Origin of the sequence: Ruegeria sp. R8_1 (assembly GCF_017743815.1) — a bacterium.
GTDB lineage: Bacteria > Pseudomonadota > Alphaproteobacteria > Rhodobacterales > Rhodobacteraceae > Ruegeria > Ruegeria lacuscaerulensis_A.
Genome location: NZ_JAGHRL010000001.1, coordinates 422,335 through 438,063, shown reverse-complemented (window position 1 = coordinate 438,063; position 15,729 = coordinate 422,335). Strand labels below are relative to the sequence as shown.

Here is a 15,729-nt window from a genome sequence, read left to right as displayed (position 1 = left end):
CCGAAGTCTAGCACAAGATTACGCTGCTTGCGCGTCCGATTGCTGTCGGTTCCACAATTGCGCGTACCGCCCTTCACGCTGCAGCAATTCGTCATGAGTGCCTTGTTCGATGATCTCGCCACGTTCCAACACAACAATACGATCGGCCTCGGCGATTGTGCTAAGACGATGGGCAATGGTCAGCACCGTGCGACCTTTGCCAGCTTGGGCCAATGCGTCCTTGATCTCTTGCTCGGTGTCGGTATCCAGCGCCGAGGTCGCTTCGTCCAGCAACAGGATCGGAGGGTTCTTGAGCAACGTGCGCGCGATCCCAACCCGCTGCTTTTCCCCGCCTGACAGTTTCAGCCCACGTTCCCCAACCTTGGTGTCATAGCCTTCGGGCAACGTAATGATAAAGTCGTGGATTTGCGCCGCCCTTGCGGCGGCTTCGACATCCTCTTGCGTGGCACCATTGCGGCCGTACGCGATGTTGTAGCGGATCGTATCGTTGAACAATACGGTATCCTGCGGGACAACTCCGATGGCCGAATGCAGGCTGGTTTGCGACACGTCCCGTACGTCCTGCCCGTCGATTTTCAATGCCCCGCCGGTTACATCATAGAACCGGAACAGCAGACGCCCTATTGTGGATTTACCCGACCCTGTTGCCCCCACGATTGCCACAGTCTGCCCCGCAGGAACGGTCAACGACACGCCTTTCAGGATTTCACGGTCAGGATCATACCCGAACCGGACATCCTGCAGCGTCACCTCGCCGCCGGTCACATTCAGCGCGGGCGCATTGGCCTTATCTGTTACCTCGGCCGGCTGCTCTAACAGATCGAACATCTGCCCCATATCAACCAGAGCCTGCCGGATCTCACGATAGACCGTTCCCAGAAAATTCAAAGGCACCGTAATCTGGATCATGTAGGCATTCACCATCACGAAATCGCCCACGGTTAATGTACCCGCCTGCACGCCCAGCGCGGCCAGCACCATGACACCGATCAACCCACAGGTAATCAGGAAGGACTGCCCGAAATTCAGGAAAGCCAATGAGTACGCCGTTTTAAGCGCGGCCCCAGCGTAAGCCTTCATCGACACGTCATAGCGTTCAGCTTCGCGTTCTTCCGCATTGAAATACTTGACGGTTTCAAAATTCAGCAGACTGTCGATGGCGCGTTGGTTGGCTTCGGTGTCCTGATCGTTCATCTCACGGCGCAATTTTACGCGCCATTCTGTCACCGCAAAAGTGAACCAGATGTACAGCGCGATGGTGACCGCGACCACAACCAGATACCACACGTCGAACAGCCACATCAGGATGATCGCAACCATTAGCAGCTCAAGGATCAAAGGCCCGATAGAGAACAACAGGAATCGCAGTAGAAACTCGACCCCCTTGACGCCACGCTCGATGATCCTGCTAAGCCCACCGGTACGGCGGGTCACGTGATAGCGCATCGACAATTGGTGAATGTGCTGAAAGGTCTCAAGCGCCAGGGCCCGCAGTGCCCGCTGACCGACAGGTGCAAACGCCGCATCGCGCAACTGCTGGAACCCCACCGTCATCATCCGCGCAACACCGTAAGCGACCGTCAGCCCAACAGCTCCGAGTGCCAGCGGAGGCACGCCCTCGGCGGCAAGGCTGTCAACCGCGCCCTTGTAAAGGATCGGCGTGTAGACAGCGATCAGCTTGGCGATAACCAGCATACTCATGGCGATGACGATACGTCGTTTCACCCATGGCTCATCCTCGGGCCATAGATAGGGGGCGACCTTGCGGATCGTTCGCCAGCCGGAACGGCGTTCGTCGACCTCGGGCATGTCGTCAGAATGCATATGGGCTGCTCGTCTCATCACGTACCAAAACTGCGGTCAGAGATTGGCCCCCGACCCAAGAGGGCCAGAGGTACAGGATTACTCGGGAATGGTGAAGACCTGCCCTGGATAGATCAGATCAGGATCACGGATCGCATTGCGGTTGGCTTCGAACACACGCACGAACAAAAGCCCGTCCCCATAGCGATCACGCGAGATTGCCCACAAGGTGTCGCCCTCCTGAACAGTGACCGAACGGATGACCGGCGCATCGGGTGCGGCAGACCCATTGGCGGTATCAGCGGCACGCAGAACCTCTAGCGGTTCACGTTTGAAGGGCGTCTCAAGACGGCTGACGACGGTTCCGTCCGTACCGACCTCATCCACCCGCAAGGTGTAAACACCGGGGTCGACCCCCTCAAGCTCGCTGCGCCACTTCCCGTCATCGGTTGGCGGCAAATCCGCAACCAACCGGTTGTTCAGGTAAAGGCGCACCACCGAACCATCAGGCACGCGGCCCGTCAACTCGACATCACCGGCGTCAGAATACCCGATAGTGTCCAGTGCAACCTGATCCGATGCGCTGTCCTGCGGAGACGCAGGTTGCACCAGCTCAACCCCGTCTTCGCCCGAACGCAGTATCGCAACCTGTTGATTTTGGGTTTCTTCCTGCACAGGCTCTTGCGGAGTGTCAGGCACAGCATCCGCGGTCGGAGCGGTTTCGGCTTGCGCGGTGTCTAGCTGTTCGCCGCCCTGTGTCGGGGCGCCCGTCTCGTTCTGTTCATCGTCGGACGACTGACTGACGCTCGCGACCTGATCATCCTCGGGCGCTGACGTCTCGGTCTGCGCAGTTCCAGCACTTGCCGAAGAGGATTCCTGCACTTCGGGCGTTGCCACCGTGTCTTCAGCGGGTTCAGCCGCCGCAATTTCGACCTTGGGCTCGGGCAAGGCAGCGATCATGTAGTCGTCCGACCGGACCGGCTGATCGCCTCTGTCTGTCTCCAACACAAGCCCCCGCGCGGTGTTGGCGAACGGGATCGTGACGAATACGGCAAACTGGCCGCTGCCGTCGACCGTAAAGCTGTGCAGAGTTTCCCCATCCAGCAGGACGCGCACCAAAGCACCTGGCTCAGCCGAGCCGGACAGTACCGCGTTCCCGTCCGGTTCAACGAATATCTGATCAAGAGTCGGCGGTGACAATTCGGGCGCAGCTTCAGTTTCTGCTTGTTCCGTTTCTGCTTTCGGCTCTGCCGGAGCCTCGGTCTCTGCCGCTTCTGTGTTTTCCGAAGGGCTTGGTTTGCTGCCTTCATCCTCGGACACGGCCGCGCTTTGCTCTGTAGCGGTGTCTTGAACCGGCTGATCTGCCACATCCGTTTGAGCGCCCGACCCTTCGGGCTCTTGGTCAAATACCCCGGACATATAGGCCCCCGTGGCCCCGACCAGAACCAGTATCCCGATGATCACCCCCCAGGTGACAGGACCGGTGCTTTCGCTTCCCGACTTGGCGTCCATTTTTTTCCTTTCACTCCGCAGCGCAAATGCTTTGACTTCAACACATTCTGCGTGACGGTTGAGCCAATCTATCAATCCCGCTATCAGGGGTCAAAACCACAGTTACAACCCCGGAGAGCCTATATAATGACCCAGAAATCCGTCTGTGTGTATTGCGGGTCACGCAATGGTGTTAATTCGGCCTATGCGCAGGCTGCACGCACATTCGGGCAGCACCTTGCCAAAGAAGGCTGGCGTCTGGTCTACGGCGCCGGAGATGTGGGGCTGATGGGAGAGGTCGCCCGCGCCACACAAGACGCAGGCGGAGACACGTTCGGCGTCATCCCAGTTCACCTGTTGCAGCGCGAGGTTGGCAAGACCGACCTGACCCGTTTTGTGATCACCGAAACGATGCACGAGCGTAAGAAGGTCATGATCATGAACGCTGATGCGGTTGTCGTCCTTCCCGGCGGCCCCGGCTCGCTGGACGAGCTGTTCGAGGCGCTGACTTGGCGGCAGTTGGGCCTGCATGACAAACCCATTCTGGTGATGAATGTGGATGGCTACTGGGACGCGCTGCACGATCTTGTACAGCAGGTCATTGGTCAGGGCTTTGCCGACGCTTCGCTGAGCGATTTCATTACGTGGGTCGACGGGCCGGAAACGGCCATGGCAAATCTGCGGACACTGTTGGTCGCCCCCAGGGGATAAGCAGGCGAGCGCGTCGCCTGCTTTCGGAATTTAGCCTAAGTCGCAGGCTTCAAACGGTTAATCAAAACCTGCTCGACTTTATGGAGCGGGTGGTTGGTCAAGGTCTTGTCAACTTCGGCCACGACCTTGCCCAGAACTTCGCTATGCAGACGCCGACGCAAAAGGCCCAGGACATGAGGGCTGGCGACCAGGACAAGCCGTTTATACGCTCCCTTCAATCCTTTTCGGTTCAACAGATTAGCAACGTCTTGCACGAACAGAGACTTTGCTTGTGCTTTCCACTTGGGTTCTTCAACCGCGGATTTCTGGTTCGGACCAGCATCAGCGCGCCGCCCTGCCCGATCCGATGGTCGGCCTGCCGGCCCGTCGGTCTCTTCGACAGAAACAATCATCAAATTCGGGTCTTCCGCGTCCGTAATGTTCTCCATGAACAGTGCTTTTTCGCCGTCAGCAATGACAATCCAAGTTCCCTGTGAAAGTGCGACCATCGTGATCTCCTGTTGAGGTTTTATATGACTATCCCTTGTTCAACGGACATAGGTATCCCTTTGCGCGCCAACGGTTTTTCAGCGCGCTGCTTGAGCATTTTTAGCAGATTGGCGGTTCTCTCCCTCCGCTTATACTGAGGTAAGCATTGCGCGGCATGGTACAATCCCATCTCATGATTAAACTTTGTTGATAGGCGGGATTTCTCCTGTCGCGGTCCAACTTCAGAATCTCAATAGCGGATCACAAGTTTGCTTGAATCTGATCGAACATGACTCAGCGTTTGTACGTTCCCTCAACCTGTGTCACCCGAGTGGCCCAGTCGTTTCCAATCCCCTGCGCGACCAAAGTCGAACCTATAAGAACGCTTGGGTTGGGAATGTTAAAACAGACAGAGCCGCCTGGCGCATACCACGGGCCGAAATGTAGGCGATTGCGGCAGCCCCAACTGCGCGTGCTGCTGGTAGCAGAAGCCCCATGAACTTCAATTTCCAATCGCACGGGTTGGCCGAGAAATCCGACGGACAGGTTAGGAACGCCCCATGCGATCGCACTAAACGCAATCGAATAGCCGACAACAAGAGCCGTTGCGCCGATGAACCATTTTGATTTTTCAGTCGATACATACAATACCAGATAACCAACTGCCAAAGCGCTCAGGATGGCAATGACATGTGCAAAAGTAAAAAGCCACGCTGGTGGGTGAACGATGATACCTGGGTACGAACTCAACTGATTGATGTATGCAACTACGCCAATGGCTACCATTGCGAGGAAACAGACTGCCACGGCCCGAAGAAAAAGCTTTGTCGCAAATGACGCTGACGAACGGGGTCTTTGGAAAAGTGACCTATTGTGATCAAAATTCATTGAAATCCTTGTTCGAAATGACGTTTCTATAAACGCTGAACCCAAGCGGTTAAGAAAGCCCAGCTCTTATCCAGCCGTGCTTTGAGCACCTGCCATTCAGACAGACAGCAGAAAACGTTACCCCAAAAAGAAAGCCTGCCAGCGTCACCGCCAGCAGGCCCCTAATGACCCCTTGCCGGGTCATGGATCACATCCGCGAGGCGACGTTTTCCCAGTTCACCAGATTGTCCAGGAAGTTAGTCAGATACGCCGGACGCTTGTTGCGGAAGTCGATGTAGTAGGAATGCTCCCACACGTCGCAACCCAGCAGAGCCGTCTGACCAAAGCACAGCGGGTTCACGCCGTTTTCGGTCTTGGTGACAGCCAGTGAGCCGTCAGCGTTCTTGACCAGCCATGCCCAGCCCGAGCCGAACTGACCGGCACCTGCCGCGCTGAATTGCGATTTGAATTCGTCGACCGAACCAAAGCTCTCGACCAGAGCCTTCTCCAGCTCACCGGGCATGGCATTGTCGCCGGGGCCCATCATCTCCCAGAACTGGTTGTGGTTCCACAGCTGGCTGATGTTGTTGAAGATACCGTTCTGGGCGACAGCATTTGCGTCATAGGTGCCCACGATGATCTCTTCCATCGACTTGCCGTCCCATTCGGTTCCGGCGATCAGCTTGTTGCCGTTGTCGACATAGGCCTTGTGGTGCAGGTCGTGGTGATATTCCAATGTTTCCGCGGACATGCCCTTGGCTGCCAGCGCGTCATGTGCATAAGGAAGATCAGGAAGTTCAAAAGCCATCTCGGCCCCCTGTTGAAATGATTGTTGCGGTTCCAAAGGTTAAATGCTTTGGCAACGGCCATAGGTCAAGGGCAGAGACAAGAAAACCCGGAGGTCCGCGATGCTGACACAGGCGCGCAAGATGTTTTACCGCGCCCGCGGATACTATTCAGGCAGTCTGAATGGAGAACGGTTTCGACTGGACCCCTACCATTCGAAATTCTGGCGCAAGGCCTCTGCTGGCCTGTGGGAGCCCGAGACTTTTGCCGTGTTGGATGCTCATCTGAAACCCGAAAGCGATTATCTGGATATAGGTGCATGGATCGGCCCCACCGTTCTTTACGGCGCGCGGCGCGCGCGACATGTATGGTGCTTTGAGCCTGACCCCACCGCTTACCGGTACCTGGCCTGGAACATGGATTTGAACAACGTCCGCAACGTCTCGGCCTTTGGCGTAGCCCTGTCGGATCGGTTCGGCGTTGCACGTATGGCCTCGGTAAGAGGAGAACCCGGTGATTCCACCAGTTCGCTTTTGCATGACGCGGCTCATGGCAGTGATGCGCTGACCATTGCCTGGGATCAGTTCGAAGCCGCGACCGACCTGTCCAGTGTGTCACTCGTTAAAATGGATATCGAGGGGGCAGAATACATGGTGCTGCCCAGCCTTGTCCCGTTTCTGAAAGTGACCCGACCCGCGCTTTATCTTTCCACCCACGCGCCGCTTTTGCCCGAGGCGCAACGTCAGGATCGAATGGCCAAACTGGCGGATTTGTTGTCGTTTTACCCATCTTGCCGCACTGCCAACGGCGAAGAGGTCGAGGTGCAAGCCCTGACTGCGCCAACGTCGTTGAACGGTTTTCAGTCGTTTGTCTTCAGCGGTTAGGCTTTTTCCCAGCCGCTTGTAGATCTAAAACAAGGTAGGCGCGGATATCGGCTGGCAGCGCCCAATTCCACTGGGTCGGTTTCCCAAGTTGGCCTGCGGGAAACTTGCCGACATCTTTAACTTGTTCGTCTCGGGGTCGACTGTCGCTGTATACGACACACGGTATTGGCGCGTAGAGTTTGAGGACAGTGTCAGGCGCCACGACAATCGGTATTCGCCTTTTCGCGTGAGTTTGAACTTGGCATTTGCTGGCGTGTTTTTATCAATCCGCGCAAGCTCATTGGCAGAGCGGATTGCGCCATCGAATGCCCGCGCGCGCTTATTGTCAGCATCGACACTCAGCAAGACGACCGGAGGAATCCATCCTTGCGCTTCCAAGCTGTGTAACTCGCACTCATAATTCACGATATCCGCCTGAGCAGACGCCGTACACATGACAGCTGCGATCGAATACAAAAACTGTTTCAAAATCCTAGTCTCCTAAATCAGGGTTTGGGGGTTCCAATAGCTTTGCAACGTCCTTTTGCAAAACCGTCGCGCGCCGCATATGCGGATACAGTGGAAGACTTTGTAATCGCTTTCATCGTTCTGCGATCCAAAGCAATCGAGAACTCCTGATCCCTCAGATCGATTGCATCAATACGCGATTCATTTCCTGCATACGTTCTTCCTGTGGCCGCATACAAATAGTTCTGACCGACCCACGCGATCGACAATTTGATCGGAGAATCTCGTCGGATTCGGCCCGACCCTGTGTCAGTTACGATGCCCGGAATCTCGACCTCATGCAGCAGAGCAGAACGCCCGAATTCGTCCACTGAAAACACCACTTTCTCAGGTGTCGGACGATTCGCCAGGCCTTTTCCGAATGTGCACTCGAAAGTTTCTTTATATGTCTCAGCCAAAACCACAGCTGGCGAGACCATCATTACGGCACAAACCGCAGTCATTCTTAGCGAAATCATTAATTCCGTTTACCCTAGAAGCACTGTTGAACACTATCGGCACTCTACACGTCATGCGTGATAATATCAGCCAACAGTCTAACAATGCGTGTCGCTTGAAGGAAATCAATTCTTACGTCACGAACCAAGCTGATCGGATCAATCACAACTGTGCTGTCGCGGCAACAAAAAGGGCCGCCAGGTTCCCCGGCAGCCCAAAAATCGAGCATTTGAAAATGCTTAGTAAACACCAACCTCACTGCCCGGTTGCGCCGCAACCTTAAGCAGTTTGAACGCGTAGTCTGCGACTGATCGGAAGCAAACCACGCGGAAGGTCTCGGCGTCATCCATCCAGAACGCGCCCGCAACCTGCGCCAAACGCGAGCGGCGGATCTGGCCGGGCTGGAAGGCATCTGCCGACAAATCAACCGGAGCCAGCTTGCCCATCACCTCACGCGCAGAAGATCCCGAAACGCAGAACACCGCCCTGGCATCCGAGACGTTCACGGCCAGCGCATGTGTGCCGCTAAGCGTTTCAGTCATCTGCGCCAGTTTGGCGTTCACCTCTGCATAGGGCACCAGCACCAGCAATTCGTCCGGAGACATCCAGCACACGCCGGTATCCCCGTTGACGCTTGCCTCGCGCTGACCGGGCACCTTCTGCCCGGTAGCGTCCCTGACGGCCTTGGCTAGTACTTTGTCGGACAGATCGCCGCGCAGCGTGATCATGCCTTGCAGGCCGCATTCTTCGACTTTGGCGATGCCGTCAAAGCTGGCGTGGTTCAGTGCGCTGATGGGTTCAGACATTCTGCTTCTCCCCGTCCTTGTCGTAGAAAATCGGATCGACGATCTTGGCTTTGTAGGTTTTGCCGTCGGTGCCCGGGAACTCGACAATCTCGCCCATCCGGTCAGGACCGTGCTTGATCAGGCCCATGGCGATGCCTTTGCCCAGATTGGCCGAGTAGTAGGTCGAGGTCACACGCCCGATCATGTTGCGCTGACCGTTGGCATTCACACCCTCGCCCACCGCATAGGCACCATCGGGAAGAACGGAACCATCCACAGTCTCAAGCCCGACCAGTTTCCAACGGTCCGGATCGGCCATATGGCTGCGGGTGTGGGCGCGCTTGCCCAGATAGTCCTCTTTCTTTTTCGACAGCGCCCAGTGCAGCCCCAGATCCTGCGGGATCACGGTGCCGTCGGTCTCGTCGCCGATCATGATAAAGCCCTTCTCGGCCCGCAGGATGTGCAGACATTCGGTGCCGTAAGGCATCACGCCGAACTCTTTGCCCGCATCCATCAGAGCGTCCCAGAACGCTTGCCCTTGCGATGCAGGAACGGCGATCTCATAGGACAGCTCGCCCGAGAACGAGATGCGATAGGCGCGGCAATCGAAGTCTCCGATCTTGCCGTCACGCCATTCCATGAAGGGCAGGGCGTCCTTGCTGACATCCATGCCGCCCAGCTTCTCCAGAACCTTGCGGGCGTTGGGGCCGACCACGGCGACCTGCGCGTATTGCTCGGTCACGTTGGCGACATAGACTTTCCAGTCCCACCATTCGGTCTGCAGCCATTCTTCCATGTGGCCATGGATGCGCTCGGCCCCGCCGGTGGTGGTGTGGCACAGCCACGTGTCCTCGTCGATGCGGGCAACAACGCCGTCGTCGATCAGGAAGCCGTTTTCCGAGCACATTAGGCCATAGCGGCATTTTCCGACCTTCAGCGTGGACATCATGTTGGTGTACATCATGTCCAGGAATTTGCCCGCATCGGGGCCTTTGACGATCAGTTTGCCCAGCGTCGATGCATCCAGCAGGCCGAGGTTTTCGCGGGTGTTCTTCACCTCGCGATTCACCGCGTCATGCACCGTCTCGCCGGGACGGACATAGGCATAGGTTCGACGCCAATGGCCCACCGGTTCCCAATCGGCACCGTTCTTGTCGTGCCAGTTGTGCATCGGAGTTTGACGGATCGGCTGGAACACCTCACCACGTGCCTCACCGCCGATCGACGCCAGCGAGATGGGCGTATAGGGCGGGCGGAAGGTGGTGGTGCCGACCTTCGGAATCTCCGAATCCAGTGCATCAGCAAGGATCGCCAAGCCGTTGATGTTGCTCAACTTACCTTGGTCAGTCGCCATGCCCAGCGTGGTGTAACGCTTGGTATGTTCAACGCTTTCGTAACCTTCGCGCGCCGCCAGCTGAACGTCTGAGACTTTGACGTCGTTCTGGAAATCCAGCCAGGATTTCATCCGCAAACCGATCTCGGCATTGGCGGGCATCAACCAGACCGCCGCCATCGGAGCCTCAGCCGTGGTCTCACCGACCGGAGCTTTGGTGCGTTTTGCTGTGAACCCGGCCGCCTTGGCCGCTGCTTTACCCGCCGCATCCGCGTCGGTCAGAACGTCGCCCAGCGCCAGCGGACCATTTGACGAGCCCGCGGCCAGCACGAACCCTTCGCCATCAGCACCAAGCGGAGGCCGCGACGGATCAGGACGGAAATGCGCCTGCGCCTCGTCCCAGATCAGCTTGCCGCCGCAATGCGACCACATGTGAACGACCGGAGACCAGCCGCCCGACATGGCGACCGCGTCGCATTCGACCTCTTCACGCGCGCCGCCGATGCCTTCTTGATTGCAGATGGCAACTTTCTTGACGCGCTTGCCGCCCTTAACCTTTGCGATCGCTTTGCCGGGGTCGACGCGGATACCGAGTTCGCGCGCCTCATTCGCCAGCGGACCCGCCGTGTCGCGTGCATCGACCACGCGCAGCACATCCACACCGGCTTTCTTGAGGGTGATCGCGGTGCGATAGGCGTCGTCGTTATTGGTGGCGACGATCACGCGGTCACCGGGGGTCACGCCCCAGTTCACCACATAGTCGCGCATGGCCGAGGCCAGCATCACGCCCGGCACATCGTTGCCCGCAAAGGACAACGGACGCTCGATCGCGCCGGTGGCGGTGACGACCTGTTTCGCGCGGATGCGCCACAGCCGGTGACGTGGGCCTTGGGTGCCCGGTTTATGGTCGGTCAGACGCTCATATCCCAGCACGTAACCGTGGTCATAGACCCCGGCCCCCATGCAGCGATTGCGCATCGTGACGTTGCCCATTGTTTCGAGTTCGGAAACCAATTGTTCCACGAACTTATCCACAGGCTCGTCATTGATCGTGCCGCCATCAACCGGAGCGCGCCCGCCCCAATGGGCCGTCTGCTCGATCAGCATGACTTTGGCACCGGAAGCGGCAGCCACTTTCGCGGCCTGCAGACCCGCCACACCGCCGCCGATCACCAGAACATCGGTAAAGTGGTAGAAGTGTTCATAGGTGTCTGCATCGCGGTTGTCCTTGTCGGGCGCTTTGCCCAGACCGGCGGACTGACGGATGAACGGCTCGTAGACGTGTTTCCAGAACGGTTTCGGATGGATGAACGTCTTGTAGTAGAAGCCAGCCGGCAGGAACCGCGCCAGCGCTGTGTTCACCGCGCCGATGTCGAATTCCAGATTGGGCCAGTGATTCTGAGAGATCGAGGTCAGACCGTTGAACAGCTCGGTCGTGGTGGCGCGCTGGTTCGGCTCGAACCGGTTGCCCTGCCCCAGACCGACCAGAGCGTTCGGCTCTTCCGCGCCGCTGGCGACAACGCCGCGCGGACGGTGGTATTTGAACGACCGGCCCATCATCATCTGATCATTGGCCAGCAGAGCCGAGGCAAGCGTGTCGCCCTCATACCCCTGCATCGAGGTGCCGTTGAAGCTGAATGTGACCTGTTTCGACCGGTCAATCAGCCGGCCTTGATTTGCGAGACGGGTACTCATGTTGCGGACCTTTCGCAGGCGGAATTACGGGTGGCTGGGCGGATCATTCGAACTCTCTCCAGGTCCAGCCGGGGCGCTTGGCAGTGATCGCCTCGCGGATTTCTTTCGGCGGCTCGGTGGTCTGAGCGGAATAAGTACCGAAGACCTCGAGCGTGCTGGTGCAGCGCGCCGCGTGGAACCACTTGCCGCAACCATTGGCGTGGCGCCAGCGCTCAAAATGAACACCTTTGGGGTTTTCACGCATGAACAGATAGTCGTGGAACTCATCATCCGACGAGCCGGGACCAAAGCGCTTCAGATGCGCCTCGCCGCCAGCGGCCAGTTCGGTTTCTTCGGCATCGACGCCGCAATAAGGGCAATTCAGGATCAGCATATGGTCATCCTTTTCTCGGTTGATCGACACTCGGGCCGACCAGAAATCTGTGTTGAGGTCACTTCGGGCAGAGCCCTTAGTGAGCCACCCCGGCGGCGACGCTTTCGTCGATAAAGCGGCCCTCTTTGAAACGGTCCATCGTGAAAGCTTCGGTCAGCGGTGAATGGCCGGTTGCCATCAGTTGCGCCATACCCCAGCCCGAGCCCGGTATGGCCTTGAAGCCCCCGGTGCCCCAACCCGCGTTGATAAAGCACCCGCCCAAAGGCGTTTTCGACAGGATGGGTGAGCGGTCGCCGGTCATGTCCACGATCCCGCCCCACTGGCGCAGCATCTTCAGGCGCGAGATCATCGGGAAGGTCTCGACCAATGCACGTACGGTTTCCTCGATATGGTGGAAACTGCCACGCTGAGTGAAGTTGTTATAGGCGTCGGTGCCGCCACCAATGACCATCTCGCCCTTGTCGGATTGCGACATATAGCCATGCACGGTGTTGGCCATTACGACCACGTCCATGCAGGGTTTGATAGGCTCGGACACCAGCGCCTGCAGCGCTACGGCCTCAAGCGGCAGACGGAAACCCGCCATCTCGGCCAGTTGACCGGAATGGCCTGCGACCACAATGCCCAGTTTTTCACAGTCAATCGCACCCTTGGTGGTGTCGACGCCGACAACGCGGCCATTGTCCTGACGTACGCCAGTGACTTCGCATTGCTGGATGATGTCCATCCCCATGGCCGAACACGCGCGGGCATAGCCCCAGGCCACCGCATCGTGACGCGCAGTGCCACCGCGTTCCTGCCACAGACCGCCCAGAACCGGATAGCGCGGCCCGTCCAGATTGATGATCGGCACCAGCTCTTTGACGCGCTCGGGCGTGATCCATTCGGTCTTCACGCCTTGCAACGCGTTGGCATGGGCCGTGCGCTGATAGCCACGGATCTCGTGCTGGGTTTGCGCCAGCATGATCACGCCACGCGGACTGAACATCACGTTATAGTTCAGGTCTTGGCTCAGATCTTCGTACAGGCTGCGCGCCTTTTCATACAATGCCGCCGACGGATCCTGCAAATAGTTCGACCGGATGATGGTCGTGTTCCGGCCGGTATTGCCACCGCCCAGCCAACCCTTTTCGATCACCGCGACATTCTGGATGCCGTAGTTCTTTCCAAGGTAATACGCCGTGGCCAGTCCATGGCCGCCAGCACCGACGATGATCACATCATATTTCTTCTTTGGCTCGGGCGAGCGCCAGGCGCGCTCCCATCCTGTGTGATAGCGCAGCGCTTCGCGCGCCACAGCAAAGGCTGAATAGTGTTTCATAAGCGAATCCATCCGGTTCGGTGATTGTGCGCAGATATGCCGTGTAACGACAGTATACCCCTGCCATCCAACGCCGTAATAGCGCACTATTGCGACATAGCCCTCAATATTGCGACATGAAGTCGTCTCGCGGCCATTTGCCCCTTTTTTCCGACTGCCCACGGGTCTAAGTCAAGGCAGCCATTTAGGAGCTGACATGACTTTCTGGGCCCTCTTGATCCTGACCGCGCTGCTGATCGCAGTGTTCCTTGGATATTCCATGCTGAAGGGACGCAAAAACCGCGAACCCGCGGCCGCTTACGACCTGCGCGTTTATCGCGAGCAGTTGGCCGGTGTGGACCGTGATCTTGCACGTGGTGTGATCAGTGAGGCCGATGCGGAACGAGTGCGGACCGAAATCTCGCGCCGGATTCTGTCTGCTGACGCGCAGATGCAAGCGCAGGGGGCACAGGATGGCCCTCCAGTCTGGGCCAATTCGGTGGCTATTGTCGTGGTTGCCGCCGTCCTGATCGGCGGCGGTTTTTGGATGTACCGCCAGATGGGCGCCGCCGGATTGCCGGACCAGCCCTTGTCGCTGCGTAAAGAGTTGGCCGAAACAATGCGGGCCGAACGCCCCAGCCAGGCTGAAGCCGAAGCCGAAGTTCTACCTGACTTGCCCGAGCAGCTGGACGAAGGATACGCCAACCTGTTGCAACAGCTGCGCAATACGGTTGCCGAACGTCCCGACGATTTGCAGGGGCACGTACTGCTTGCCCAGCACGAGGCGAATGCTGGCAATTTTGCAGCCGCATACAAAGCGCAGCAGCGGGTGATTGAACTCTCGGGTGGAGCGGTTCCTGCAGATGCTTACGCACATCTTGCCGAAATGATGATCCTGGCCGCTGACGGATATATATCACCCGAAGCCGAAGACGCACTTCGGCAGTCTTTGCAACGCGATCCACGAAACGGCCCCGCGCAATATTATCTTGGACGGATGATGACACAGGTTGGCCGTCCCGACATCGGATATCGCATCTGGGTCGAGGCGCTGCGCTCATCGCCGGCAGACTCGCCCTGGGCACAGGCCATGCGCGCCCAGTTGGAGGAGCTGGCGTTCCGCGCCGGTGTCTTCAACCCACCGAACATCCCGGCCCCGTCCGGGCCGTCTCAGGAAGACGTGGAAGCCGCCGCAGACCTGACACCCGAAGAACGCCAACAGATGATCATGGGGATGGTCAACCAGCTTTCGGATCGACTGGCCACCGAAGGCGGACCGCCCGAGGACTGGGCGCGGCTGATCAGTGCACTGGGCGTTTTGGGTGAAGGTCAGCGCGCGATCGACATCATGCAAGAGGCAAACGCGGTCTTTGCCGGTGATGCCGAGGCGTTGGAGATCATTGACGCCGCCGCATTGCAGGCCGGGATCGCGCAATGATCCATGACGCGTTCGAGGATTTCGCCGCTTCGCTTACACCGATGACCGCATTGATGGGATTGGATCTGGGCGAAAAAACCATCGGTGTGGCCGTCTCGGACCGGATGCGCGGTGTGGCCAGCCCTTTGGAAACCGTTCGGCGCAAAAAGTTCACTCTGGACTCTGCGCGCCTGCTGGAATTGATCGCCGAGCGCGAGATCGGAGGGGTCATTCTTGGCCTGCCGAAAAACATGGACGGATCAGAAGGTCCGAGGTGCCAATCCACGCGCGCGTTTGCCCGCAACATGATGCGTTTGACCGAAATTCCCATCGGGTTCTGGGACGAGCGTCTCAGCACGGTTGCGGCAGAAAAGGCACTGCTCGAGGCGGATACGACACGAAAACGTCGCGGACAGGTTATCGACCACGTTGCAGCAGGCTATATTCTGCAAGGAGCGCTGGACAGATTGCGCTTTCTCTAAGGATCGGATGACACCAATGACAAACATGGTCTGGAAACGGAACGAGGTCGAAAGCCCCTGCGTCCAGATTTGTGTCGTTCACCCGACCGAGCGGATCTGCACTGGTTGCTATCGGACCATCGACGAGATCACACGTTGGTCCAAGATGGACAGTTCCGAACGCGCCGAGATCATGGAAGCCCTGCCCGCACGTAAGCCGCAGCTTGCGAAACGGCGTGGCGGTCGTTCGGCCCGCCTGAACAAACCCTAAGCCACAGGCTGAGCCTGCGCCGTTGCAGGTTGGTCTGAACTCCGAGGGGGTCAAGTTCGAAGACAAGTGGTGAGTGAGTGGCAACCCACAACGGCGCGCTTCAGCATTGGTGTTTCCAGACGTGGTAAGACCGGAAAAC

Annotated in this window: 15 protein-coding genes; 5 read left to right on the top strand and 10 right to left on the bottom strand. The window is 58.0% G+C overall.

Features of this window, described 5'->3' with window-relative positions; genetic code table 11:
* Positions 1–18: 18 nt before the first annotated feature.
* Together J7380_RS02200 and J7380_RS02195 are read right to left on the bottom strand one after the other, a co-directional pair.
* A complete protein-coding gene (locus J7380_RS02200) occupies positions 19–1,824 on the bottom strand; it encodes an ABC transporter ATP-binding protein/permease (RefSeq protein ID WP_209194289.1) in 1,806 nt (601 codons plus the stop codon).
* Positions 1,825–1,902: 78 nt separating this feature from the next.
* Positions 1,903–3,315, bottom strand: a complete 1,413-nt coding sequence (locus tag J7380_RS02195) for a LysM peptidoglycan-binding domain-containing protein (protein WP_209194288.1) — start codon at positions 3,313–3,315, stop codon at positions 1,903–1,905.
* A 126-nt stretch (positions 3,316–3,441) separates the two neighbouring features.
* Between J7380_RS02195 and J7380_RS02190 the strand changes: the two genes are divergently transcribed.
* Positions 3,442–4,005: a TIGR00730 family Rossman fold protein gene (locus tag J7380_RS02190; protein ID WP_209194287.1), complete on the top strand. Its 564-nt coding sequence runs from the start codon at positions 3,442–3,444 to the stop codon at positions 4,003–4,005.
* Positions 4,006–4,040: 35 nt separating this feature from the next.
* Here J7380_RS02190 and J7380_RS02185 read toward each other — a convergent pair whose 3' ends face one another.
* From J7380_RS02185 to J7380_RS02175, 3 genes are all read right to left on the bottom strand, one after another.
* A complete protein-coding gene (locus tag J7380_RS02185) occupies positions 4,041–4,493 on the bottom strand; it encodes a host attachment family protein (RefSeq protein WP_170354573.1) in 453 nt (150 codons plus the stop codon).
* Between the two features lie 274 nt (positions 4,494–4,767).
* The gene (locus J7380_RS02180) at positions 4,768–5,259 is read right to left on the bottom strand and encodes a hypothetical protein (protein WP_209194286.1); all 492 of its coding nucleotides are present in this window, start codon (positions 5,257–5,259) and stop codon (positions 4,768–4,770) included.
* A gap of 289 nt (positions 5,260–5,548) precedes the next feature.
* Positions 5,549–6,148, bottom strand: a complete 600-nt coding sequence (locus tag J7380_RS02175; RefSeq protein WP_170354575.1) for a superoxide dismutase — start codon at positions 6,146–6,148, stop codon at positions 5,549–5,551.
* A gap of 100 nt (positions 6,149–6,248) precedes the next feature.
* Here J7380_RS02175 and J7380_RS02170 point away from each other — a divergent pair, with 100 nt between their 5' ends.
* The gene (locus J7380_RS02170) at positions 6,249–7,010 is read left to right on the top strand and encodes an FkbM family methyltransferase (protein ID WP_209194285.1); all 762 of its coding nucleotides are present in this window, start codon (positions 6,249–6,251) and stop codon (positions 7,008–7,010) included.
* 485 nt (positions 7,011–7,495) lie between these two features.
* Here J7380_RS02170 and J7380_RS02165 read toward each other — a convergent pair whose 3' ends face one another.
* The 5 genes from J7380_RS02165 to J7380_RS02145 all read right to left on the bottom strand — a co-directional run bounded on the left by J7380_RS02165 (position 7,496) and on the right by J7380_RS02145 (position 13,462).
* Positions 7,496–7,921: a hypothetical protein gene (locus J7380_RS02165; protein WP_209194284.1), complete on the bottom strand. Its 426-nt coding sequence runs from the start codon at positions 7,919–7,921 to the stop codon at positions 7,496–7,498.
* A gap of 273 nt (positions 7,922–8,194) precedes the next feature.
* Complete coding sequence (locus J7380_RS02160; protein ID WP_209194283.1) at positions 8,195–8,761, bottom strand: sarcosine oxidase subunit gamma family protein; 567 nt, start codon at positions 8,759–8,761, stop codon at positions 8,195–8,197.
* Entirely contained in the window at positions 8,754–11,768 is a 3,015-nt protein-coding gene (locus tag J7380_RS02155) for a sarcosine oxidase subunit alpha family protein (RefSeq protein WP_209194282.1), read from the bottom strand. The genes J7380_RS02160 and J7380_RS02155 overlap by 8 nt, the downstream gene beginning before the upstream one ends.
* A 43-nt stretch (positions 11,769–11,811) precedes the next feature.
* Positions 11,812–12,141, bottom strand: coding sequence for a sarcosine oxidase subunit delta (locus tag J7380_RS02150; protein ID WP_209194281.1), 330 nt, complete (start codon positions 12,139–12,141; stop codon positions 11,812–11,814).
* A gap of 76 nt (positions 12,142–12,217) precedes the next feature.
* Positions 12,218–13,462, bottom strand: a complete 1,245-nt coding sequence (locus J7380_RS02145; RefSeq protein ID WP_170354581.1) for a sarcosine oxidase subunit beta family protein — start codon at positions 13,460–13,462, stop codon at positions 12,218–12,220.
* A gap of 196 nt (positions 13,463–13,658) precedes the next feature.
* On the opposite strand from J7380_RS02145, the gene ccmI reads away from it, so the two are divergent.
* Genes ccmI through J7380_RS02130 form a run of 3 tightly spaced genes read left to right on the top strand, consistent with a single transcriptional unit; the run spans position 13,659 to position 15,590 of the window.
* Complete coding sequence (ccmI, locus tag J7380_RS02140; protein ID WP_209194280.1) at positions 13,659–14,879, top strand: c-type cytochrome biogenesis protein CcmI; 1,221 nt, start codon at positions 13,659–13,661, stop codon at positions 14,877–14,879.
* On the top strand, positions 14,876–15,340 hold the full coding sequence (gene ruvX, locus J7380_RS02135; RefSeq protein WP_170354583.1) for a Holliday junction resolvase RuvX: 465 nt from the start codon (positions 14,876–14,878) through the stop codon (positions 15,338–15,340). The genes ccmI and ruvX overlap by 4 nt, the downstream gene beginning before the upstream one ends.
* A 16-nt stretch (positions 15,341–15,356) precedes the next feature.
* Positions 15,357–15,590 (top strand): DUF1289 domain-containing protein, encoded by a 234-nt coding sequence (locus J7380_RS02130; protein ID WP_209194279.1) that lies wholly within the window; start codon positions 15,357–15,359, stop codon positions 15,588–15,590.
* Positions 15,591–15,729: the final 139 nt, after the last annotated feature.